The following is a 21616-nucleotide window of genomic DNA, read 5'->3' on the forward strand; positions in this document are numbered from 1 at the left end:
GGGGTCTTGCGTACCCGCGATCATGTGGCAGGATGCACACCAGGTCACGAGTGACAGCGTTTAGGCCCCGGCTTGCTGTCCGGCAACCCTCCTTCCGTGGCGGGGTGCCCCGGGTGATGACCAGGTCGTAGGCAACAAGGCCTATGGCAAGCGCGGATCCCTCGACACCAGGGGTCCTGGTCTTCTCGAGGAGCTTTTTCCGTGAGCAAGCGAATGCGATAGGGCGACTCCGCCCCCACTTCACCCTCGGACCAGGGTCACTTCCGCGTACCCCCGCCCCGTGCGATCCGAGGACCCTCCCGTACCCCGGACGGCCGCAGCGCCCTACCCGCGTACGGGCACACCGAAGCCATTCAGCCCTGCCTGCCGGGAGATACCGCCATGTCCGCATCCCTGAACGCCGCCGTCGCCACCGCCACCGCAGCCACCGTCGACCCCGCCTGTGCCGAGCCGCTCGCGGTCCTCGGCCGGGACGTCACCGTCCCCCTCGTCACCGGCGGCGAGGTCACCTACGCGGCCCTCGACTACGCGGCCAGCGCCCCCGCCCTGCAGCGCGTCTGGGACGACGTGGCCGCGTACGCCCCGTACTACGGCAGCGTGCACCGCGGCGCCGGGTACCTCTCGCAGCTCTCCACCGACCTCTTCGAGCAGAGCCGGGTCACCGTCGCCGAGTTCCTCGACTGCCGCCCCACCGACCAGGTCGTCTTCACCCGGTCCACCACCGACTCGCTGAACCTGCTCGCCGCCGTGCTCCCCGCCGACTGCCAGGTGTTCGTCTTCGAGTCCGAGCACCACGCCTCGCTGCTGCCGTGGACCAACGCCCAGGTCACCTACCTCAACGCGCCGCGCACCCCGGCCGAGGCCGTCGCCACCCTGGAGCGGGCGCTGGCCGACCGCGACCCCTACGGCCCGGCCCTGGTCTGCGTCACCGGAGCCTCCAACGTCACCGGAGAACTGTGGCCGGTCAAGGAACTCGCCGCCGCCGCGCACGCCCACGGCGCGCGCATCGTGCTGGACGCCGCCCAACTGGCCCCGCACCACCCCGTCTCTGTACAGGAGCTGGACGTCGACTGGGTCGCCTTCTCCGGGCACAAGCTCTACGCGCCCTTCGGCTCGGGCGTGCTCGCCGGGCGCGCCGATTGGCTCCAGCAGGCCGACCCCTACCTCGCGGGCGGCGGAGCCTCCCGCACGGTGGCCCGGCGCGAGGACGGCGGCGTGGACGTCGAGTGGCACACCACCGCGGCCCGCCACGAGGCCGGCTCCCCGAACGTCATCGGCGTCTACTCCATCGCCTCGGCCTGCAAGGCCCTGACCGAGGCCGGCTTCGGGAACCTCGTCGCCCGCGAGCAGCACCTCATCGAGAAGGTCCGGGAGGGCCTGGCGGAGGTCCCCGCGGTCCGGATCCTCTCCCTCTTCGGGGACGACGCCCCGCGGGTCGGCGTCATCTCCTTCGTGGTGGACGGCTGGAACAGCTCTCACTTCGCCGCCGCGCTGTCCGCCGAGTACGGGATCGGCGTACGTGACGGCCTGTTCTGCGCCCACCCGCTGGTCCGCACCCTGCTCGGCAGCGAGCCGCAGGCCCAGGGCGAATGCGGAGCCCCGGAGGCGGCGCCGGGCGAGCGCTCGCTGAACGCGATCCGCGTCAGCTTCGGCGCCGGCACCCCCGACGAGCACGTGGAGCGCTTCGTCGGCGCGGTGAAGGAACTCGTGGCGGACGGCGCCAAGTGGCAGTACCGCACGGAGGAAGGCCGCTGCGTCCCGGCGGTATGACCGGCGGTCGGCTCGGCGGTTTTGCGGTTCGGTGGCACGTTGCGTCGTGCCGAGGTGGTTCGCCGGGTCCCCTGCGGGGGGCTCGGCGGTTTTGCGGTTCGGTGGCACGTTGCCTCGTGCCGAGGTGGTTCGCCTCAATCGCCGGCGGGGCTGGGTGGTGTGGGGCGGTGCCCCGCCGAAGTGTCTCCTCGGCTCGCGCCAGGCGGCCGTGGTTCTGCCGTTCGGCCTGGGTTGCGCGCTCGTCCTGCGGGGACACTCCGCCGTGTCCCCGCCCCACGGTAGGGCTTCGACAGCCCAACCTTGTCCCCCCACCTCCCCATGAACCGGCACCGCCAACGGGTGACTGACCCCTTTCCCGGTGGGCCTGCACTGTCAACGGGTGAGTGGGGGCTTCCCTGTGGGGTTGTGCTGCTGAGGGGAGGGGGGACGTGGTGGGGTGTCCCCGCAGGACGAGGCGCTACCACCGGGCACAGCCGAGACATGCCCGCACGCGCCGAGCCGAGGAGACACCCCACCACGGCCCCCCGGACCGACCCGTGCCGACAAGCCCGCCCACCCGCCGAGGCGCGGGCCCGCTCATTCAGCCCCGCCGGCGTTTGAGGCGCGGGTCCGGGCAGCGCCCGGCAGACGGCAGCAACACGACCAAGCAGCCCGCAGGGCAACGGCGCGGGTCCGGGCAGCGCCCGGCGAGGATCCGGACCCGCCGGACACCACCGAGCAGGCCCGCAGGGCAACGGCCCGGTGGGGATCCGGCCGGACCGGACCGCAGACCGCGCCGGAGGCGCTACGCGTCCAGGCCGATGGCGAACGCCGCTTCCAGGTCGTGCTGGGAGTACGTGCGGAAGGCCACGTGGGTGTCCGTCGCCTCGACGCCCGGGATCTTGCTGATGCGGCCGGGGATGATGTCCGCCAGGTTCTCGTGGCGGGCCACGCGGACCAGCGCGATCAGGTCGTACGTCCCCGTGACGGAGTAGACCTCGCTGACGTTCTCGAGGGCGGCGATGGCCTCGGCGATCTCGGGGATCCGGTCCACGCTGGTCTTGATGAGCACGATCGCGGTGATCACGGCTGGCTGTCTCCCTCGGTGGCCGTCGCTGGTCGACTCACTCTAGTCGTACCCCGGTAGCGGGCCCACGCGTAGAGGAAGCCGAGCGAGAAGCCCACCAGGTGGGCGAGGTAGGCCACCCCGGGGCCGCTCTCCGCGCGCTGCGCCGCCAGCCATTGGAGGGCGAACCAGAAGAGCAGCACCATCCACGCCGGGAACCGCAGCGGCAGGAAGAAGAGGAACGGGAACAGGCTCGTCACCCGCGCGCGCGGGAGCAGGAAGAGGAAGGCGCCCAGCACCGCCGAGATGGCACCGGAGGCCCCGATCAGCGTCTGCGGGGAGCCCGCGTTGGCCGCCGCGTACGCCGCCATCGCCAGGTACCCCGCACAGAGGTAGAAGACGAGGAACGCCGGGCGGCCCATCCGTTCCTCCGCCATTGCGCCAAAGACGTAGAGGAAGAGCATGTTTCCGAGCAGGTGGAGCCAGCTGCCGTGGACGAACAGCGCGGTCAGCGGGGTCAGCCAGGCGCGCGGGCCGTCCGTGAAGAGCTCGTCCGGGACCACGCCCCAGCGCCGGAAGTGGGCCGTCCCGGCGGCCAGCAGCTCTTCCCCCGTCCCGTAGGCCGGGTTGAGTCCCGAGGCCGGTCCGAGTACGAACGCCACGGCGCAGCCCGCGATCAGCGCATGGGTGACCACCGGTCCCCGGGCGGCCTCGCGAACGGCCCGCCACTTTACGATCATGTGACAGAGCATGACGTAAGGGGACCCACCTGAAGCGGTGGCAGGCCGTAGGGTTACGAGCTGCGGTCCGTAGGACGACGCATACGGCGGCGCGGGCGGCTTTAATTGAATCAGCTACGAAGGAGAGAGCGGCCTGATGACGGTTCCCCTGCCGACCGACACCACCCGGTGGCGCTGCACCCTGTGCGGCAATCTCACGCGCTTCGACGTGACCCGTTCGTCGAAGGTCGTGGAGTACGTCCACCTGGACCTCGCCGGGGAGCCCAAGGTCGAGGAGCGCGAGGTGGTCAATGAGACCATCGAGTCGGTCCGCTGCCGCTGGTGCAACGCGGTGGACCAGATCGAGCTCGTGGACAGGCCGGGCGCGGACTCCTGACGGAGACGCACCCACAGGAAGATCACGGTAGGGGTGACGGATTGTGGAGCCAGCAAGCGGCGCTGAGCCGGCCGACGCGGCCGGCGACGCCGCCGAGGCGCTCGACCACCCGCTGCCGGAAGGCGTGCGGCGCCGGGTCGTCGCGCTCGTCTCGGACGCCTTCGGCGCACTGACGGTCGCGGACCTCCCGGCGCAGCTGCGTCAGTACGCCCGGTTCACCCCGACCCGGCGCGCCAAGTTCGCCGGCAATGCCATGGCCGCGGCGGTCGAGACCGACGCCGTGTTCCGCAGCCGGGTCGCCGAGAAGTTGCGCGAGGCGCAGGCAGATCTGGCCGCGGCGCTGGAGGCCGGCGCGCCCCCGGCCGCCGCGGATCCGCTGGACGTGGCGGCGGCCGCCTTCGTCCTGCGGCCGGCCGGTTGGGTCAAGCTGGTGGCCGCCGCGGGCGAGGAGGCGCAGCGCGCCGACGCCGAGCGGGTCGGCGAGGAGACCCGGCGCGAGCTGGAGAGGTTGCGCGAGGAGCTGACCCACGCGCGGGACCTCCAGCGCACGGGCGGGGAGCAGGTTCGGGTCGAGCTGGACGCGGCCCGCAAGGAAGCGGAATCGCTTCAGCGCAAGCTGCGGAGCGCCCTCAGCGACGTCAAGCGGGGTGACGCTGCCCTGCGCAAGGTGAATGCGGAGATCGACGGGATCCGCGGTGACGCGGCTGCCCGGGTGGCCGCGGCCGAGAGCGAGACCCGCCGGCTCAAGGCCCGTCTCGCGGAGGTGGAAGCGGCGTTGGAGACCTCGCGCCGGGCCACGCGCGAGGGGCGCAGCATCGAGGACATGCGGCTGAGGCTGCTGCTGGACACCGTGTTGGACGCGGCCCAGGGGCTGCGCCGGGAGCTGGCCCTGCCGCCGGTCTCGACGCGGCCGGCCGACACGGTGGAGGCGGTGGAGCCGGGCCGGATGACGCCGAAGGACATTGCGGCGCGGGCCCTCTCGGAGACCGATCCGGCCCTGCTGGACCAGTTGTTGGCGCTGCCCCAGGCGCATCTGGTGGTCGACGGTTACAACGTGACCAAGACGGGCTATCCGACGATGCCGCTGGAGAAGCAGCGGCTGCGGCTCCTGGGTGGTTTGTCCATGTTGGCCGCGCAGACGGGTGCGGAGATGACCTGTGTCTTCGACGGGGCGGAACTGGCGGCCCCGGTGCTGCTTGCGCCGCCGCGCGGGGTGCGGGTGCTGTTCTCCAAGGCCGGGGTGACGGCGGACGAGCTGATCCGCCAGTTGGTGCGTGCGGAGCCGCCCGGCCGGCCGGTGGTCGTGGTCTCCACGGACCGGGAGGTCGCCGACGGGGTGGCCAAGGCGGGTGCGCGGCCCGTGGCGTCCGCATTGTTGCTGAAGCGGCTTTCGCGCGTTTCGTAACTCCTCGCCGGAATGCCCGAATTGAGGGGACTCGCGGAGGACGGACCGTCAAGTGACCTGCACGGAGCGTGCGCTGTGGGTAAAGAACCTGGTCGAGGGGTGAGTTTTTTCTCGACAGGATTTGAACTGATCACAGATGGGTCACTAGGGTCTGCTCAAACCTTCGTGCGGTAGATCACTCATTCGGGGTGGCGGCGGAGGTGCTGCCGAGTTGCGTTCTTCGGCGGCTCCCAGGAAGAAGGAGATCGCCTTCGTGGCGTCCCACCGTCGACCCAAGCAGCCGAACCGCGCTCGTGTGACCGTGCTCACCTCGGTCGCGGCCGCAGCCGTCGCCCTCACCGCGCAGAGCGCCTCCGCCGCGCCGGCGAAGCCGAGCAAGGACGAGGTCAAGAGCCAGGTCGACGCGCTCTACGAAGAGGCGGAGCAGGCCACCGAGAAGTTCAACGGGGCCAAGGAGCGCCAGGACAAGCTGGAGAAGGAGATAAGCCAGCTGCAGGACCAGGTCGCGCGCGGCCAGGGCGAGCTCAACGACCTCCGCAGCACGCTCGGTTCGATGGCCAGCGCCCAGTACCGCAGCGGCGGCATCGACCCCTCCCTCGCGCTCCTCCTCTCCGAGGACCCTGACGGCTACCTCGACAAGGCCTCCTCCCTGGAGCACCTGAGCGCCAAGCAGGTCGAGGGGGTCCAGCGGATCCAGGACAAGCAGCGGACCCTCGCGCAGCAGCGCCAGGAGGCCGCCGGCAAGCTCGCGGACCTCGACGCCACCCGCAAGGAGCTCGGCGAGAAGAAGAAGGTCTCCACCGAGAAGCTCGCCGCGGCCCAGGCCCTGCTCAACACCCTGACCACGCAGGAGCGCGCGGCGCTCAAGGACGAGGAGACGCGCGCCAGCCGCGCCGACAGCCAGCGCGTCGACCTCGGCAACGTCAAGGCCTCCGGTCGTGCCGGAGCCGCCCTCGAAGCCGCCAAGACGAAGCTGGGCTTCACCTACCAGTCCGGCGGTACCGGCCCCACCGTCTACGACTGCTCCGGGCTGACGCAGTGGGCCTACAAGCAGGCCGGCGTCAACATCAGCCGCACCACCTTCACCCAGGTGAACGACGGCACCCGCATCGGCCGCAGCCAGCTCCAGCCCGGTGACCTGGTCTTCTTCTACGGCGACCTGCACCACGTCGGCCTCTACGCCGGCAACAACATGACGCTGCACGCCTCGAACCCGCGCAGCGGCATCAAGTACGAGTCCATGGACAACATGCCGTTCCAGTTCGGCGTCCGGGTCGGCTGATCCGCTCCGCGGTCCGGGACGGGCCGTACGCCGCCCATCCGGGCGAATTCCGCGGCCCCCCTCTGACCACACGCCCCGCCGGTGACCTGCGTCTCCTGCGGGGCGTCGGCATGTGTGCCCGCCGACGGTCGTTGGTCGGTGCGTGGTCGCGCCGCTACTGTCTGCCAGCGCGGAACCCGGTACACGGCCGTCCACGGAGGGCGGACCCGGGCCCCGCACAGCGGAAGGGAGCGGTTTCACGTGGCGTCCCATCGCCGGGCCGGGCTCGGCAGCCTCGACCGGAACACGAAGATCACCGTCCTCACCGCCGCCGCCGCGGCCACCGCCGCGGTCGCCATGACGGGCGTACCCGCGAACGCGGCCGCCGGCCTCCCGTACGAACCCGGCGGCGGGGCGAGAACCGGCATCAGCGCCCAGGTCGACCGCCTCTTCGAGGAGGCCGAGCAGGCCACCGAGCGCTTCAACGAGGCGGGCGAGAAGGCCGACCGGCTCCGCGTCGAGGTCAACCGGGCCCAGGACGCGGTGGCCCGCGGCCAGGAGCGCATCAACACCCTGCGGGGCGTCCTCGGCTCCTTCGCCGGGGCCCAGTACCGCGGCGGCGGCATCGACCCCGCCGTCGGCCTGATGCTGTCGGAGGATCCCGACGGGTACCTCGAGCGCGCCGCGGCCCTCGACCGGCTGACCAGCCGCCAGGCCCGCCAGCTCGACGAACTCCGCGAGGAGCAGCGCGAACTCGGCCAGGAGCGCCGGGAGGCCTCCCGCAAACTCGCCGAACTCGACGCCCTGCGCTCCGACGTGGCCCGGCACAAGAGCGCCGTCACCGCGAAGCTCGCGGCCGCCCGGCGCCTGCTCAACGCCATGCCCTCCGGGGAGCGGGCCGACTACGAACGCTCCTCGCGCTCCGCGGGCCGCCCCGAGGGGTTGCCCGAGCTGTCCTCTTTCGGACCCTCCTCCGGACGCGCCGCGGCCGCCGTGATGGCGGCCCGGGCCGCGGTCGGCCGGCCGTACGTGTGGGGTTCCACCGGGCCCAGCAGCTTCGACTGCTCCGGGCTGATGGTCTGGTCGTACCGGCAGGCCGGGGTCTCGCTGCCGCGCACCTCGCAGGCCCAGCGGCACGCGGGCCGGCAGGTGCCGCTGTCGCAGGCCCGCCCGGGCGACCTGGTGACGTACCGCTCGGACGCCAGCCACGTCGGCATGTACGTCGGCAACGGCCAGGTGGTGCACGCCCCCTACCCCGGGGCCCGGGTCCGCTACGACCCCGTGGGGATGATGCCGATCTCCTCGGTGACCCGGCCCTAGGCCCTGTCGTCAAAGTAGCGCCGGTCAGGCCCGGCCCGATCGGCAGGGCACCCCCGAGCGCACCCGTGCGTACGATCGTCGGATGTTCCCCGTCCGCCGGTGCCCCGTACGCGTGCTGCCGCTCCTGCTGAGCGTGCTGCTCGCCGGGTGCGGCGCGCCCGCCCCTCGGGACGCCGCGGAGCGGGACGTCCGGGAGGCGGTTGCCGACTGGTCGAGGACGCCGCCCGCGGGGCTCGCCGGGATCCCGCTGGAGGGCTGGGCGTACGAGGTCTCCGAGGTCCGGCGGGACGGTGCCGGAGCCACCGTCCGGGCGGAGCTGCACTACCGGCTCACCGGCTACGACGCGGCCGCCGCCGGGTCGGCGCGCGAGGTGCGCCTGACCCGGGACGGCGGGCGGTGGCACGTCACCGGGGACCGGGCCGCGCCGGGCGCGTTGCCGCAGCTGTGGGACCAGGGCCCGGTGGCGGTGGTCCGCGGGTCGCGCTCGCTGGTGCTGGGCGTCGGGCAGGATGCGGGGACGTTGTCCGCGATCGCGGCGGAGGCCGACCGGGCGGTGCCCGCGGTGAGCGCCGCCTGGCCGGAGCTCTGGGCGGGCCGGGCCGTGGTGCTGGTCCCCGGATCCCTGGAGCGGATGGCGGAGCTGCTGGGCCGCCCGGCGGCCGAGTACCGGGGCATGGGGGCCGTCACGACGGGCCGGGTGGGCGCGGCCCCCGCCCCCGCCGACCGGGTCGTCGTGAACCCGCAGGGGTGGGCCGAGCTCAGCCCGGCGGGCCGCGGGGTCATCCTGACCCACGAGGTCACCCATGTGGCCACTCGGGCGGCGACCACCGCCACCACCCCGCTGTGGCTCTCCGAGGGCTTCGCGGACTGGGCCGGCTACCGCGGCACCGCGGCCACCCCGGAGCGGGCCGCTCCTGCGCTGGCCCGGGCCCTGCGGCGGGGCGAGGTGCCCGGCGAGCTGCCCCGGGCGGAGGACTTCGCCTTCGGCGGCGACCCGGAGGCGCTGGCCCGGGCGTACGAGGGCGCCTGGCTGGCCTGCCGGCTGATCGCGGACCGATGGGGCGAGGCGGCGCTCGTGGACCTGTACGGGCGGGCGGGGCGCGAACCGTGGCCGGTGGCGGTTCGGGGCGCCCTCGGAGTGGACCCGGACGCTTTGACGGAGGACTGGCAGGAGGCCCTGCGCGCGGAGTTCCGCTGAGGGCGTCCGGTACGTTGGCAGCGATGCACAAGACGCTGATCGTGACCAACGACTTCCCGCCGCGACCGGGCGGCATCCAGGCCTTCCTGCACAACATGGCGCTACGGCTGGATCCCGACCGGATCGTCGTCTACGCCTCCACCTGGAAGCACAGCGCGGAGGGCCGCGAGGCCACCGCGGCCTTCGACGCGGAGCAGCCGTTCCAGGTGGTCCGCGACCGTACGACGATGCTGCTGCCGACCCCGCGAGTGACGCGGCGGGCGGTGGGCCTGCTGCGCGAACACGGATGCGAGTCCGTGTGGTTCGGGGCGGCGGCCCCGCTCGGGCTGATGGGCCCGGCGCTGCGGCGGGCGGGTGCGCGGCGGATCGTGGCGACGACCCACGGGCACGAGGCGGGCTGGGCCCAGCTGCCGGCCGCGCGGCAGTTGCTGCGCCGGATCGGCGAGGGCACCGACACGCTGACCTACCTGGGGGAGTACACGCGCTCGCGGATCGCCTCGGCGGTGACGGACCGGGCGGCGGCCCGGATGGTGCAACTCCCGCCGGGGGTGGACGAGAAGACCTTCCACCCCGGATCGGGCGGGGCGGAGGTCCGGGCCCGGCTCGGGCTGACGGACCGGCCGGTGGTCGTGTGCGTCTCCCGGCTGGTGCCGCGCAAGGGGCAGGACACGCTGATCGAGGCGATGCCGCAGATCCTGGCGGCGGTGCCGGACGCGGTGCTGCTGATCGTGGGCGGCGGGCCCTACGAGGCGGACCTGCGGGAGCTGGCCGTCTCCACCGGGGTCTCGGACTCCGTCGTCTTCACCGGTGCCGTCCCGTGGTCGGAACTCGCGGCCCACTACGGCGCGGGCGACGTCTTCGCCATGCCGTGCCGGACCCGCCGGGGCGGGCTGGACGTGGAGGGGCTCGGCATCGTCTACCTGGAGGCCTCGGCGACGGGCCTGCCGGTGATCGCGGGCGACTCCGGCGGGGCGCCGGACGCCGTGCTGGACGGCGAAACGGGCTGGGTCGTACGGGGCGGATCCCCCGAGGACGCGGCGGACCGGATCGTCACCCTGCTGAAGGATCCCGAACTGCGCGCGCGGATGGGCGCGGCCGGCCGTGCGTGGGTCGAGGACCGCTGGCGCTGGGACCTCCTGGCGGAACGGCTGCGCGAGCTGCTCTGATCGCCGGGTGCGGCGCCGCTGCCGGGGGCTCTGCTCCCGGACCCCCGACCAGCGGAGCCGCACCTGACCGGCTGCGTAGCCACGCCTGACTGTTCCTCAGATGTCTGTCAATACCGCGTCTGGGCGGACGGCCGGATTCCGCCCATGATGCGGCCATGACATCCAACCTGACGCGCCGTCAACTACTGGGACTCGGCGCCCTCTCGACCGCCGCCGCGCTCGGCTTCACCCGGATCGGGGCGGCCTCCGCCGCGGCCGTGGAGCCCGCCGCCGCCCAGTACGCCCCCGCCATCGTCGTCGGCTCCGGCTACGGCTCCGCCGTCGCCGCCCTGCGGCTCGGGCAGGCGGGCGTACGCACCGTCGTGCTGGAGATGGGCCGGCTCTGGGACACCCTTGGGGCCGACGGCAAGGTCTTCCCCTCCACCTCCGCGCCCGACCAGCGCTCCATGTGGTTCCGCAACCGCACCGAGGCCCCGCTCGCCCAGTTCCTCTGGCTCGACGTGGTCAACCGGGACATCAGCCCCTACCCCGGCGTCCTCGACCGCGTGAACTACGGCGACATGTCCGTCTACGTCGGCCGGGGGGTCGGCGGCGGATCGCTCGTCAACGGAGGCATGGCCCCGACGCCCCGCCGCTCGTACTTCTCCGAGGTGCTGCCCCAGGTCGACGCCGACGAGATGTACGGCACCTACTACCCCCGCGCCCGCGCCATGCTCGGGGTCAACGACATCGACCCGGCCTGGTTCGAATCCACCGAGTGGTACCGCTTCGCCCGGATCTCCCGCAAGCACGCCCAGAACACCGGCCTGAAGACCGTCTTCGTCCCCAACGTCTACGACTTCGAGCACATGAAGCGCGAGGCGGCCGGCACCGCCCCCCGCTCGGCCCTGGCCGGCGAGGTCATCTACGGCAACAACCACGGCAAGAAGAGCGTCGACAAGACCTACCTCGCCGCCGCCATCGGCACCGGCCACGTCACCATCGAGACCATGCAGCGCGTGGTCGGCGTACGGCCCGACCCGGCCGGGGGGTACGTCCTGACGGTACGGACCAGCGATGTCACCGGACGGGTCACCCAGGTCCGCGAACTCGGCTGCAAACAGCTCTTCCTCGGGGCCGGGAGCCTGGGGACCACCGAGATCCTGCTACGGGCCCGCGAGCGGGGGACGCTGCCCGCGCTCAACGACAAGGTCGGGCTCGGCTGGGGCCCCAACGGCAACGTCATGACCGCCCGCGCCAACCACCTGTGGGACACGGTCGGCTGCAACCAGGCCACCATGCCCGCGATGGGCATCGACGACTGGGACAACGCCGCGAACCCGGTCTTCGCCGAGATCGCCCCGCTCCCCATGGGCATCGAGCACTGGATCTCGATGTACCTGGCCATCACCAAGAACCGGGAGCGCGGGCACTTCACCTACGACGCCGCCACCGACTCGGCCCGCCTCAACTGGCGGCGGGACCAGAACACGCCCTCGGTCAACGCGGCTAAGAACCTCTTCGACCGCATCAACTGGCGGAACTTCACGATGTACCGGTACGACCTCTTCGGCGGCAACAAGGCCTTCGCCGACGACTTCACCTACCACCCGCTCGGCGGCTGCGTCCTCGGGGACGCCACCGACGGGTACGGGCGGGCCAAGGGGTACCAGGGGCTGTACGTGGTCGACGGCTCCCTGATCCCCGGATCGCTCGGCGTGAACCCGTTCGTGACCATCACCGCCCTCGCGGAGCGGAACATGACCCGGATCCTCGCCGAGGACCCCCGCTAGCCGCCGACCGGCCGCGGCCTAGCCGCGGTACAGCGCCTCGATCTCGTCCGCGTAGTCCTTCGCCACCACATTGCGCTTCAGCTTCAGCGACGGCGTGATGTGACCCGACTCCTCCGTGAACTGGGAGGGCAGAATGCGGAATTTCCGCACCGATTCCGCCTTGGAGACCGCCGCGTTGCCGTCGTCGATCGCCTTCTGGACGGCGGCGATGAGGTCCGCGTCCTCGCGCAGGTCCGCCGCCGTGACCCCGGCGGGCTTGCCGTTCTCCGCCGCCCAACGGCCGAGGAACTCCTCGTCGATGGTGACCAGCGCGGCCACGAACGGCCTCGCGTCGCCGACCACCATGCACTCGGCGACCAGCGCGTGCGCCCGGATCCGGTCCTCGATCACCGCGGGGGCCACGTTCTTGCCGCCCGCCGTGACGATGATCTCCTTCTTGCGGCCCGTGATCGTGAGGTAGCCGTCCTCGTCGAGGGTGCCGACGTCGCCGGTGTGGAACCAGCCGTCGGTCAGCGCCTCGGCGGTCGCCGCCTCGTTGTTCCAGTACCCCGTGAAGATCTGCTCGCCGTGCAGCAGCACCTCGCCGTCGTCCGCGATGCGCACCACGGAGCCCGGCATGGGCTGGCCGACCGTACCGATCTTCTGCTTGTCCCACGGGTTGAAGGTGGTCGCGGCACAGGACTCGGTCAGGCCGTAGCCCTCCAGGACCGTGAAGCCGATGCCGCGGAAGAAGTGGCCGAGCCGCTCGCCCAGCGGCGCGCCGCCGGAGATCGCGTACTCGCCGCGCCCGCCGAGGACCGCGTGCAGCTTGCTGTAGACCAGCTTCGAGAAGATCTTGTGCTTGAGCTTCAGCCCGAACGACGGGCCGCGCGGGTTGTCCAGCGCGCGGCTGTAGGCGATGGCCGTGTCGGCCGCCGCGTCGAAGATCTTCCCCTTGCCATCGGCCTGCGCCTTGGCGCGCGCCGAGTTGTAGACCTTCTCGAAGACCCGGGGGACGCCGAGGATCAGCGTGGGGCGGAAGGACTGCAGCTCGTCGGTGAGGTTCTTGATGTCCGGTACGCAGCCCAGGCGGATCGGCGCCAGGACGGCCGCCACCTCCACCAGGCGCCCGAAGACGTGCGCGGCCGGCAGGAACAGCAGCACCGAGCACTCGCCGGTCTTGAACAGCGGGCTCAGGCGCTCCACCGCGTTGCCGCACTCGGCGAAGAAGTTGCGGTGGGTCAGCACACAGCCCTTGGGGCGGCCGGTGGTGCCCGAGGTGTAGACGATGGTGGCCGGGTCGTCGGCGCCCGCGAGGCTGCTGCGCTCCTCGACCTCGGCGTCGGAGACCTCCGCGCCGGCGGCCTTCAGCGCCTCCAGCGCGCCCTGCTCGATCTCCCAGACCTCGCGCAGCTCCGGCAGCCGGTCGCGCAGCGAGGCCACGGCCGCGCTGTGCGCCGGGCTCTCCACGATGACGGCGACGGCGCCGGAGTCACCGAGGATCCACTGGACCTGCTCGGGGGAGCTGGTCTCGTACACGGGGACGGTGACGCCGCCCGCGCTCCAGATCGCGAAGTCGAACAGCACCCACTCGTACCGGGTGCGGGAGATGAGGGCGACCCGGTCGCCGGGCCGGACGCCGGCCGCCATGAGGCCCTTGGCCGCGGCCCGGACCTCGGCGAGGAACTCCGTCGCGGTCACGTCCTGCCACCGGCCGTCGACCTTGCGGCTCATGACGGCGGTGTCTGGATGCTGAGCGGCGTTGCGGCGGATGAGATCCGTCAGGTTCCCGTCCGACGGGACCTCGTACAGGGCCGGAAGGCTGAACTCGCGCAAGACTGCTGCTCCTCTGGGCGCCATCGCCACCATGTGGACCGACCGGACGTTACCCACCGGTAGTGGGTTCCCGATAGGGGGAACCGGCCAGATGTTCCGTGCGTCACATTCTGTACTTACCCCGCCTCGCCCCAACGTGCCGACAGTAGTCGACCCCACCTGCGACTCGGAAGTAACCGCAGGTCCGGCCACCTCTCCCACCCCCTCTACCCGCCGCCACCAGGCAGCTCTAGGGTTGGCCGCATGGCTGGCAGCATGCGGGGACAGCAGTTCGGCACGAGCGGATCAGGCCGAGGGGCGGGCGGTGCGACAGGCCGGGAAGCAGGCCGCACCCGGGTCCACGTCGTGAGCGACGTGCACGGCAACACCGAGGCCCTCACCAGGGCGGGCGACGGCGCCGACGCCCTCATCTGCCTCGGTGACCTCGTGCTCTTCCTCGACTACGCCGACCACTCGCGCGGGATCTTCCCCGACCTGTTCGGCGTCGAGAACGCCGACCGGATCGTCGAGCTGCGCACCGCGCGCCGCTTCGACGAGGCCCGCGCCTTCGGCCGGGAGCTGTGGGCCGGCCTGGACCGGGACACGCTCATCGAGGGCGCCGTCCGCCGCCAGTACGCACAGATGTTCGCCGCCTTCCCCACCCCCACCTACGCCACCTACGGCAACGTCGACGTACCCGGCCTGTGGCCCGAGTACGCCGACCGCCACGGCCTCACGGTGCTCGACGGCCAGCGGGTGGAGATCGGCGGCCGCGTCTTCGGCTTCGTCGGCGGCGGACTGCCCACCCCGATGCGCACCCCGTACGAGGTGGACCCGGAGGAGTACGCCGCCAAGGTGGAGGCCCTCGGCGAGGTGGACGTGCTCTGCTCGCACATCCCGCCGGAGGTGCCCGAGCTCTGCTACGACACGGTCGCCCGCCGCTTCGAACGCGGCAGCGAGGCCCTGCTCGCCGCGATCCGCCGCACCCGCCCCCGCTACGCCCTCTTCGGCCACGTCCACCAGCCGCTCGCCCGCCGCATGCGCATCGGGAGCACCGAGTGCGTGAACGTGGGCCACTTCGCGGCCACCGGTCGGCCCTGGGTCCTCGAATGGTAGGGATCCAGCCGCTTCGCGGAGGGCTCCCGCAGGGTGCGGGAGGCGCTGGAGTGGCGACGTCCACACGCGCGGTAGCCTTCACGCGGCGGCCCCAGGCCGCACACGTCCTCGAACTTGCCCAGCTGCCGCTGGGAGGTACCACCCCCAGCCCGGAGGAGCGACCGCGATGGCGGAACACACCAGCTCAAGCATCACGATCGAGGCTGCGCCCACCGACGTGATGGCCGTGATCGCCGACTTCGCCCGTTACCCCGAGTGGACCGGCGAGGTGAAGGAGGCCGAGGTACTGGCCACCGACGCCGAGGGGCGCGCCGAGAAGGTCCGCCTGCTGCTCGACGCGGGCGCTATCAAGGACGACCACACCCTCGCCTACAGCTGGAAGGGCACCGACGAGGTCAGCTGGACCCTGGACAAGTCCCAGATGCTGCGCCAGCTGGACGGCTCCTACCGGCTGACCGCCGTCGACGGCGGCAAGCGCACCGAGGTCACCTACCAGCTGACCGTCGACGTCAAGATCCCCATGCTCGGCATGATCAAGCGCAAGGCCGAGAAGGTCATCATCGACCGCGCGCTCGCGGGCCTGAAGAAGCGCGTCGAAACCGTCTGATCCCGCTTCCCGCTTCCCGCTCTACGCACACCGGAGCACCCGCACCATGCACACCTTGCTGATCACCGGCCCCGGCGGGGCCGGGCGGACCACCGCGGCGGCGGCCACCGCCCTCGCCGCGGCCCGCCATGGGCGGCGGGTGCTGCTGCTCTCCGGCGACGTCGGCGACCCGCTCACCGGCCTCGTCGGCGACCCGGCCGCCCCCGGGCTGCGGGTGGCCCGGGTGGACTCCGGCGAGGAGTTCCGCGACGAACTCGTCGCCCTCCAGCAGCGCGGATCCGCCCTGCTCGGCATGGTCGGGGCCCGGCCGCTGGGCGCCGAGGAGATCACCGAACTGCCCGGCGCCGAGGAGTTCGCCCTGCTCCGCGCCCTGCGGCGGGCCGCCGCCGCGCCCGACACCGACCTCGTCGTCGTCGACATGCCGCCGCTCCACCAGACCGTGGCCACCCTCGCCCTCCCCGCCCAGCTGCGCCGCTACCTCGCCCGGCTGCTGCCCGTCGAACGGCAGGCCGCCCGCGCCCTGCGCCCCGTACTGGCCCAGCTGGCCGGCGTGCCCATGCCCGCGCAGTGGCTCTACGAGACCGCCGCCCGCTGGGACGAGGAGCTGGCCGCCGTCCAGGCCGTAGTCGAGGCCGACACCACCGAACTGCGGCTGGTCGCCGAGCCCGGCCCGGCCGCCGCCGACGCGCTGCGCCTCGGCCGGCTCGGACTCGCCCTGCAGCAGCTGCCCGTCTCCGCCCTCGTCGCCAACCGCACCGTGCCGGCGCGATCCGCCGACCCCTGGCTCGCCGGGCTCGCCGCCCAGCAGCAGAAGTACGCCGCCGAGTGGGCCGCCGAGCTCCCGGTGGTGGCCCTCGCCCACCTCGGCCGCGACCCGCGCGGCCCGCAGGACCTGGAGCTGCTCGCCGCCGCCGACGGGCTCGTCCCCGAGGTGCCCGCACCCCGTCGCGCCTGGGCCGTCGAGGACCACCTGGCCGAGGACGGGGTGCTCGTCTGGGTGGTACCGCTGCCCGGCGCGCACAAGAGCGACCTCGACCTCGTCCGCCGCGGCGACGAGCTGCTGCTCACCGCCGGCCCCCACCGCAGGATCGTTCCGCTCCCCGCAGCACTGCGCCGCTGCACCGTCTCCGGCGCCGCCCTCGCCGAGGGGGAGCTCCGCGTCCGGTTCACCCCCGACCCGGGACTGTGGCCCCGTACGCAATGAACGGCTTACCTCCGTTCGGGTACCGTCGAAGGTAGTCCGTACCGCACGTCCAGCAGCAGCCGCAGGAGAGAGTCCGCCATGAGCGAGGCCACCGACCGTCCCCACGACGACGACGCCTGGGCCGGGGCCTGCGCCGAGGACCTCGCCGCCGAGCAGGAACGCCGGCGCCGGCAGGAGCAGGCCGCGGCCGGCGGCACCGGCACCGCCGCCGAGGAGCTGTTCAAGCTCTTCGAAGCCGTCGCCGACAAGGTGTCCGGGCTGAACAACCCGCTGTTCGGCGTGGCCGCGCAGGGTGCGGTGCGCCAGATCGTCGACCAGGCCAAGACCGCCGCCAAGCCCGTCGTCGAGCGCAACCCGGAAGTCTTCGACCACCTCGCGGCCGCCGGCTCCGAACTGCTCGCCGCCTACCGCTCTGCCGTCGAGGGCCACGAGCGGCGCTGGACGCGGGGCGAACCCCCGGCACCCCGGCAGGCGTCCCACGACCGCGCCCCCCGGGAGGACGGCCCCGACGACGGCCCCTCCGAGCGGATCGATCTCGACTGATCCCCCTGGAGCCTCGGGTACCGTTGGCCGTGGCGGGGTTTGACCGGAAACCGAGGGACTAATGGGACTCACCATCGGCGTCGACATCGGCGGCACGAAGATCGCGGCCGGCGTGGTCGACGAAGAGGGCACGATCCTTGAGACGTACAAGGTGCCCACCCCGCCGACCGCGGACGGAGTGACGGAGGCCATCTGCGCCGCCGTCTCCGAGGTCAGCAGCAACCACAGCATCGAGGCCGTCGGCATCGGCGCCGCCGGATACGTGGACGACAAGCGCGCGACCGTACTCTTCGCGCCCAACATCAACTGGCGGCACGAGCCGCTCAAGGACAAGGTCGAGCAGCGCATCGGCCTGCCCGTCGTCGTCGAGAACGACGCGAACTGCGCGGCCTGGGGCGAGTACCGCTTCGGTGCCGGCCAGGGCCACGACGACGTCATCTGCATCACGCTCGGCACCGGCCTGGGCGGCGGCATCATCATCGGCAACAAGCTGCGGCGCGGACGCTTCGGCGTCGCCGCCGAGTTCGGACACATCCGGGTCGTCCCGGACGGCCTGCTGTGCGGCTGCGGCAGCCAGGGCTGCTGGGAGCAGTACGCCTCCGGGCGCGCCCTCGTCCGGTACGCGAAGCAGCGCGCCAACGCCACCCCCGAGAACGCGGCGATCCTGCTCGCCCTCGGCGACGGCACCCCCGAGGGCATCGAGGGCAAGCACATCAGCGAGGCCGCCCGGCAGGGCGACCTGGTGGCCATCGACGCCTTCCGCGAACTGGCCCGCTGGGCCGGCGCGGGACTGGCCGACCTGGCCTCGCTGTTCGACCCGTCCGCCTTCATCGTCGGCGGCGGCGTCTCGGACGAGGGAGACCTCGTCCTCGACCCGATCCGCAAGTCCTTCAAGCGCTGGCTGGTCGGCGGCGCCTGGCGTCCGCACGCGCAGGTCCTCGCCGCGCAACTGGGCGGCAAGGCCGGGCTCGTCGGCGCGGCCGACCTGGCCCGCCAGGGCTGAGCTTCACCCCCATTTCCACGCGTACCGCCCGCCGCGCCCCTTGGGGGAGCGGCGGGCGGCTGCGTATCTTGCGGGGCATGGACCAGCTGCCGAAGTCTCGTACGGAGCCCGACGGTTCTGCCGTGATCCGGGTACTGAGCTACAACATCCGCTCCCTGCGCGACGACGAGGAGGCGCTGGCCCGGGTCATCCGGGCGTGCGAGCCCGACATCGTCCTCGTGCAGGAGGCCCCCCGGTTCTTCCGATGGCGCAAACACGCGGCGCGGCTGGCCGCCAAGTGCGACCTGGTGGTGCTGGGCGGGGGCGCGACGGCGGCCGGGCCGCTCCTGCTGTGCTCGCTGCGGGTCTTCGTGGAGCGCACGGAGGACGTCCTGCTGCCGCGCACTCCCGGCCTGCACCGCAGGGGCTTCGCCACGGCGGTGGTCCGGGTCGGCGGCGTGCGCGTGGGCCTGGCCTCCCTGCACCTCTCGCTCCAGGCCGCAGAGCGCCGGGCCCACACGGAGCTGCTGCTGGACCGGCTGGCCGCGATGGACGTGCCGTACGCGATCGCCGCGGGAGACCTCAACGAGGGCCCGGAGGGGCCGGCGCACGGGCGGCTGGCCGCCGAGCTGCAGGACTGCCGGGCGGTGGCCCCGTGGGGCGACGGACCGACCTTCCCGGCGTCGGCGCCGGACCGCCGGATCGACGCCGTGTTCGCCACGAAGGGGGTGGAGGTGCTGGCCTGCGGTGTCCCTGCGGGGCTGCCGGGGGTATCCGGGGCGGACCTGCGGTCGGCGACGGACCACCTGCCGGTGCTGGCGGCCCTGCGTTTGGCTGCTGCGCCGTAGCCGGGGGCGCTGCCCCCGGACCCCCGCGCCTCAAACGCCGGCGAGGCTGTATTCGGCTGATGCCGTCCCTCTGCGTGCCCGGAGGGCAATTTCAGTGCCGCCGGCGTTTGAGGCCCCGGGAAAGGGCCGGTCAGACGACCGCGCCGCGGCCCGGGTCGTCGTCGTCATCCTCGTCGCCGGTCGCCATGCGCGCCACCAGCGTGGCGAAGCCGCCCAGGAAGCCGCCGATGCCCAGCGTCGTCAGCCACCAGGTCATCTCCCACTGCAGGAGCACCGCGAGCAGCAGCAGTACCGGACCGCCGACGACCGCGAGCCACGCGAACTTCGACGTCGTGTCCGCCTGCGGGAGCTCTGGCTCCGGGGGGACGAAGTGGCCCTCCTCCGTCGCGGTCAGGTCATCGTCCTGCGGCTCCGCCGGCGAGTGGTCCCGGGGACCCGCCATGCCCACGCCCGGGGCGAAGAGCACGGAACTGCCCAGCGCTGCCGGAGGCCCCGGTTCCGGGTCCGGCTTCGCTTCCGGCTCCGCGTCCGGTTTCGCGTCCGGTTTCGGATCAGCCTTCGCGTCCGGTGCGGACTCCGCGGGCAGCGGCTTGACGTCCTCCTCCGGCAGGAGGAGGTTCTCGATCGGTCTGAACGGCCGGGCCCCCGGCGGGTCCGGCGGCTCCTGCCCGTACCCGGCGACGATCGCCGCCCACGCCGCTTCCTCGTCCAGCGGGGGAACCCCGCCCGACTGCTCCTCGTGCTCAGCCACCGGCCTCCGCCCCCTCCCTACCCACGCTCTTCGCCAGGCGGCCGATGAACGTATAGCTGTCCGCGAAGATCCGCTCCGCGTCATGGTCCAACGTCGCGACGTGGTAACTCTGTTCCAGCAGGGTCTCGGTGACATCCGTCGAGGAGACCCGGGCCAGGACCCGAGCGGAGTCGACCGGCGGTACGACGTGGTCCTGCGGGCTGTGCAGCAGCAGCATCGGCTGCGTCACCTGCGGCAGCTCGGCGTCCACGAGCTGGAGGAACTTCTTCAGCGAGTGCGCGGCCCGGGTCGGGACCCGGTCGTAGCCGACCTCCTCCGAGCCCGGCTTCGCGATGTCGCTGGCGATGCCCGGCGTCGACCGGATGAGGTGCTTGGTCACCGGCAGGGTCACGGCCAGCGGGTCGTGCACCTTGTTGGCCGGGTTGACGAGCACGATGCCGCTGATGGCGTCCCCGTGCTTGGCCGCCAGCCGCAGGGTCAGCGCCCCGCCCATCGACAGCCCGAAGACGAACACCTGCTCGCAGCGGTCCAGCAGGTCCCGCAGGGCTCGATCGACCTCGGCGTACCAGTCCTGCCAGCCCGTGAGCTGCATGTCCTGCCAGCGCGTCCCGTGTCCGGGCAGCAGCGGGAGCGACACCGTGAGGCCCCGCCCGGCGAGATACTCCGCCCAGGGGCGCAGGGACTGCGGGGAACCGGTGAAGCCGTGGCAGAGGAGGACGCCGACCTCTCCGCCCTCGTGGCGGAACGGCTCGGCTCCAGGGAGGACGGGCACCAGGGTCTCCTTGATCATGATGTACGTCGGGTGGGTGCGTTGCTCTGTGTGACTTCACCGTACGCGACCGGGGTGGCACCGGCCAGGGTCGTCGGGCCCCTGCCGGTGTAGGCACGGGATATGGTCTGTTCGACAGACACAGGAAGGCATTCGAGTTGATCTACGGCGCAATGAAGTTCTCCATCGGCGGTTCACTGAAGCTCGCATTCAGGCCGTGGGTGGAGGGCCTCGAGAACATTCCCGCGGAGGGGCCGGCGATCCTCGCGAGCAACCACCTGTCCTTCTCCGACTCCTTCTTCCTGCCGGCGGTGCTGGACCGGAAGGTCACCTTCATTGCGAAGGCGGAGTACTTCACCTCCCCGGGGGTCAAGGGCAAGCTGACGGCCGCCTTCTTCAAGGGCGTCGGCCAGCTCCCGGTGGACCGCTCCGGCGCCCGCGGGGCCGGCGAGGCAGCGATCCAGAGCGGCATCAAGGTCATCGAGGCCGGAGAGCTGTTCGGTATTTACCCCGAGGGCACGCGTTCACCCGACGGACGCCTCTACCGCGGCAAGCCCGGCGGTCTGGCCCGCGTGGCCCTGGCCACCGGTGCGCCCGTGATCCCGGTCGCGATGATCGACACGGAGAAGATCCAGCCGCCCGGCAAGGTGGTCCCCAAGCTGATGCGCCCGGGGATCCGGATCGGCAAGCCGCTGGACTTCAGCCGCTACCACGGCATGGACAACGACCGCTTCATCCTGCGCTCGGTGACCGACGAGGTCATGTACGAGATCATGAAGCTCTCCGGCCAGGAGTACGTCGACATCTACGCGACGGCGGCCAAGCGTCAGATCGCCGATGCCGAGAAGGCCGAGAAGGCTGCCAAGGCGGAGAAGGGCGAGAAGGCCGAGAAGGCCGACGGCACGTCGGAGTAGCTGCGCGCGGGCGGTACCGCCCGCGAGGGGTGGGG

At 72.4% G+C, this 21616-nt stretch carries 20 protein-coding genes and 1 riboswitch; of the genes, 15 read left to right on the forward strand and 5 right to left on the reverse strand.

Features of this window, described 5'->3' with window-relative positions:
- The first annotated feature begins 42 nt into the window (after window positions 1-42).
- A riboswitch (SAM riboswitch) is annotated at window positions 43-159 on the forward strand.
- Between the two features lie 222 nt (window positions 160-381).
- A complete protein-coding gene (locus OG207_RS30590) occupies window positions 382-1770 on the forward strand; it encodes an aminotransferase class V-fold PLP-dependent enzyme (protein ID WP_329102809.1) in 1389 nt (462 codons plus the stop codon).
- A 784-nt stretch (window positions 1771-2554) separates the two neighbouring features.
- On the opposite strand, the gene OG207_RS30595 is transcribed toward OG207_RS30590, so the two are convergent.
- Window positions 2555-2836, reverse strand: a complete 282-nt coding sequence (locus tag OG207_RS30595) for an Lrp/AsnC ligand binding domain-containing protein (RefSeq protein ID WP_214949914.1) — start codon at window positions 2834-2836, stop codon at window positions 2555-2557.
- Window positions 2833-3567 carry a rhomboid family intramembrane serine protease gene (locus OG207_RS30600; RefSeq protein ID WP_329102813.1) on the reverse strand — a complete coding sequence of 245 codons (735 nt, stop codon included), beginning with the start codon at window positions 3565-3567 and terminating at the stop codon, window positions 2833-2835. The genes OG207_RS30595 and OG207_RS30600 overlap by 4 nt, the downstream gene beginning before the upstream one ends.
- A gap of 124 nt (window positions 3568-3691) precedes the next feature.
- Between OG207_RS30600 and OG207_RS30605 the strand changes: the two genes are divergently transcribed.
- From OG207_RS30605 to OG207_RS30635, 7 genes are all read left to right on the forward strand, one after another.
- Entirely contained in the window at window positions 3692-3931 is a 240-nt protein-coding gene (locus OG207_RS30605) for a hypothetical protein (RefSeq protein ID WP_008738811.1), read from the forward strand.
- Window positions 3932-3971: 40 nt separating this feature from the next.
- On the forward strand, window positions 3972-5336 hold the full coding sequence (locus OG207_RS30610) for an NYN domain-containing protein (RefSeq protein ID WP_329108001.1): 1365 nt from the start codon (window positions 3972-3974) through the stop codon (window positions 5334-5336).
- A 253-nt stretch (window positions 5337-5589) separates the two neighbouring features.
- A complete protein-coding gene (locus tag OG207_RS30615) occupies window positions 5590-6618 on the forward strand; it encodes a C40 family peptidase (protein ID WP_329102815.1) in 1029 nt (342 codons plus the stop codon).
- A 240-nt stretch (window positions 6619-6858) separates the two neighbouring features.
- Window positions 6859-7917, forward strand: a complete 1059-nt coding sequence (locus tag OG207_RS30620) for a C40 family peptidase (protein WP_329102817.1) — start codon at window positions 6859-6861, stop codon at window positions 7915-7917.
- 82 nt (window positions 7918-7999) lie between these two features.
- On the forward strand, window positions 8000-9115 hold the full coding sequence (locus OG207_RS30625; RefSeq protein WP_329102819.1) for a hypothetical protein: 1116 nt from the start codon (window positions 8000-8002) through the stop codon (window positions 9113-9115).
- 23 nt (window positions 9116-9138) lie between these two features.
- Window positions 9139-10281, forward strand: a complete 1143-nt coding sequence (locus OG207_RS30630) for a glycosyltransferase family 4 protein (RefSeq protein ID WP_329102821.1) — start codon at window positions 9139-9141, stop codon at window positions 10279-10281.
- 155 nt (window positions 10282-10436) lie between these two features.
- Window positions 10437-12053, forward strand: a complete 1617-nt coding sequence (locus OG207_RS30635; protein ID WP_329102823.1) for a GMC oxidoreductase — start codon at window positions 10437-10439, stop codon at window positions 12051-12053.
- A gap of 18 nt (window positions 12054-12071) precedes the next feature.
- Here OG207_RS30635 and OG207_RS30640 read toward each other — a convergent pair whose 3' ends face one another.
- On the reverse strand, window positions 12072-13868 hold the full coding sequence (locus OG207_RS30640; protein WP_329102825.1) for an AMP-dependent synthetase/ligase: 1797 nt from the start codon (window positions 13866-13868) through the stop codon (window positions 12072-12074).
- A 255-nt stretch (window positions 13869-14123) separates the two neighbouring features.
- Between OG207_RS30640 and OG207_RS30645 the strand changes: the two genes are divergently transcribed.
- The 6 genes from OG207_RS30645 (at window position 14124) to OG207_RS30670 (ending at window position 19147) form a co-directional block, all read left to right on the forward strand.
- Window positions 14124-14963: a metallophosphoesterase family protein gene (locus OG207_RS30645; protein WP_329108003.1), complete on the forward strand. Its 840-nt coding sequence runs from the start codon at window positions 14124-14126 to the stop codon at window positions 14961-14963.
- Between the two features lie 166 nt (window positions 14964-15129).
- Window positions 15130-15570 (forward strand): SRPBCC family protein, encoded by a 441-nt coding sequence (locus OG207_RS30650; protein WP_327735075.1) that lies wholly within the window; start codon window positions 15130-15132, stop codon window positions 15568-15570.
- A gap of 46 nt (window positions 15571-15616) precedes the next feature.
- Window positions 15617-16774 (forward strand): ArsA family ATPase, encoded by a 1158-nt coding sequence (locus OG207_RS30655; RefSeq protein ID WP_329102828.1) that lies wholly within the window; start codon window positions 15617-15619, stop codon window positions 16772-16774.
- A gap of 78 nt (window positions 16775-16852) precedes the next feature.
- Window positions 16853-17317, forward strand: a complete 465-nt coding sequence (locus OG207_RS30660) for a DUF5304 domain-containing protein (RefSeq protein ID WP_329102830.1) — start codon at window positions 16853-16855, stop codon at window positions 17315-17317.
- 61 nt (window positions 17318-17378) lie between these two features.
- Window positions 17379-18320, forward strand: coding sequence for an ROK family glucokinase (locus OG207_RS30665; RefSeq protein ID WP_329102831.1), 942 nt, complete (start codon window positions 17379-17381; stop codon window positions 18318-18320).
- 77 nt (window positions 18321-18397) lie between these two features.
- Window positions 18398-19147 carry an endonuclease/exonuclease/phosphatase family protein gene (locus OG207_RS30670; protein ID WP_329102833.1) on the forward strand — a complete coding sequence of 250 codons (750 nt, stop codon included), beginning with the start codon at window positions 18398-18400 and terminating at the stop codon, window positions 19145-19147.
- A 130-nt stretch (window positions 19148-19277) separates the two neighbouring features.
- Here the strand turns inward: OG207_RS30670 and OG207_RS30675 are convergent, their stop codons facing one another.
- Entirely contained in the window at window positions 19278-19898 is a 621-nt protein-coding gene (locus tag OG207_RS30675; RefSeq protein WP_329102835.1) for a hypothetical protein, read from the reverse strand.
- Window positions 19891-20670 carry an alpha/beta hydrolase gene (locus OG207_RS30680; RefSeq protein ID WP_329102837.1) on the reverse strand — a complete coding sequence of 260 codons (780 nt, stop codon included), beginning with the start codon at window positions 20668-20670 and terminating at the stop codon, window positions 19891-19893. The genes OG207_RS30675 and OG207_RS30680 overlap by 8 nt, the downstream gene beginning before the upstream one ends.
- Window positions 20671-20840: 170 nt before the next feature.
- Here OG207_RS30680 and OG207_RS30685 point away from each other — a divergent pair, with 170 nt between their 5' ends.
- Window positions 20841-21581, forward strand: coding sequence for a lysophospholipid acyltransferase family protein (locus tag OG207_RS30685; RefSeq protein WP_329108005.1), 741 nt, complete (start codon window positions 20841-20843; stop codon window positions 21579-21581).
- Window positions 21582-21616: the final 35 nt, after the last annotated feature.

The organism is Streptomyces sp. NBC_01439 (assembly GCF_036227605.1).
Taxonomy (GTDB): Bacteria; Actinomycetota; Actinomycetes; order Streptomycetales; family Streptomycetaceae; genus Streptomyces.

What these genes read in the sequence shown, in the direction of transcription:
- OG207_RS30650 (WP_327735075.1), top strand. Translation starts at nt 15,130, where the DNA reads ATGGCGGAACACACCAGCTCAAGCATCACGATCGAGGCTGCGCCCACC.
- OG207_RS30655 (WP_329102828.1), top strand. Translation starts at nt 15,617, where the DNA reads ATGCACACCTTGCTGATCACCGGCCCCGGCGGGGCCGGGCGGACCACC.
- OG207_RS30635 (WP_329102823.1), top strand. Translation starts at nt 10,437, where the DNA reads ATGACATCCAACCTGACGCGCCGTCAACTACTGGGACTCGGCGCCCTC.
- OG207_RS30660 (WP_329102830.1), top strand. Translation starts at nt 16,853, where the DNA reads ATGAGCGAGGCCACCGACCGTCCCCACGACGACGACGCCTGGGCCGGG.
- OG207_RS30685 (WP_329108005.1), top strand. Translation starts at nt 20,841, where the DNA reads ATGAAGTTCTCCATCGGCGGTTCACTGAAGCTCGCATTCAGGCCGTGG.
- OG207_RS30590 (WP_329102809.1), top strand. Translation starts at nt 382, where the DNA reads ATGTCCGCATCCCTGAACGCCGCCGTCGCCACCGCCACCGCAGCCACC.
- OG207_RS30630 (WP_329102821.1), top strand. Translation starts at nt 9,139, where the DNA reads ATGCACAAGACGCTGATCGTGACCAACGACTTCCCGCCGCGACCGGGC.
- OG207_RS30665 (WP_329102831.1), top strand. Translation starts at nt 17,379, where the DNA reads ATGGGACTCACCATCGGCGTCGACATCGGCGGCACGAAGATCGCGGCC.
- OG207_RS30625 (WP_329102819.1), top strand. Translation starts at nt 8,000, where the DNA reads ATGTTCCCCGTCCGCCGGTGCCCCGTACGCGTGCTGCCGCTCCTGCTG.
- OG207_RS30600 (WP_329102813.1), bottom strand. Translation starts at nt 3,567, where the DNA reads ATGCTCTGTCACATGATCGTAAAGTGGCGGGCCGTTCGCGAGGCCGCC.
- OG207_RS30670 (WP_329102833.1), top strand. Translation starts at nt 18,398, where the DNA reads ATGGACCAGCTGCCGAAGTCTCGTACGGAGCCCGACGGTTCTGCCGTG.
- OG207_RS30645 (WP_329108003.1), top strand. Translation starts at nt 14,124, where the DNA reads ATGCGGGGACAGCAGTTCGGCACGAGCGGATCAGGCCGAGGGGCGGGC.
- OG207_RS30605 (WP_008738811.1), top strand. Translation starts at nt 3,692, where the DNA reads ATGACGGTTCCCCTGCCGACCGACACCACCCGGTGGCGCTGCACCCTG.